This window comes from Oleiphilus sp. HI0066, from assembly GCF_001635725.1.
In genome coordinates, this window is the sequence record NZ_LWFH01000971.1 from 1 (window position 1) to 483 (window position 483).

The 483-nt window shown below is 47.0% G+C and carries 1 protein-coding gene; it reads right to left on the reverse strand.

The features are described from left to right. Positions 1-483 (reverse strand): tandem-95 repeat protein (locus tag A3738_RS11020; RefSeq protein WP_156504210.1); only part of this gene is annotated, 483 nt, incomplete at both ends.

Sequence of the window (483 nt, forward strand, 5' to 3'; positions counted from 1 at the left end):
CATCACTCGCTTGCGCCAAGAGCTGTTCTTGGCTCAGTGTGATACTTCCATCCTCATCAATTGCATACGCCAAGTTACCTGAAACAGGGAAGTCATTCACAGGAACAACTACGATATTCGCTTGGGCCGTATCACTCGCACCCTCAGCATCTAACACAACCACATCGAGGACAATGTCACCATTGAAATTCTCATTCGGAATAAAACTAAAGGAGCCATCATCATTCTCACTCAGCGTTCCATCTGATCCTGAGTAGCTCACACCTTGCAGACTCACATCACCTTCAACGTCACTTGAATTCGCCAAAAGCTGTGCAGGTGTCAATGTAATTGTACCGTCCTCATTCATGCTGAAAGACGTATCCCCTGCAACTGGCGGGTCATTCACAGGAACAACTACAATATTCGCTTGAGCCGTATCGGTACCACCCTGACCATCAGACACGGTAAAGTCGACGGTGACATTACCATTGAAGTTCTCAT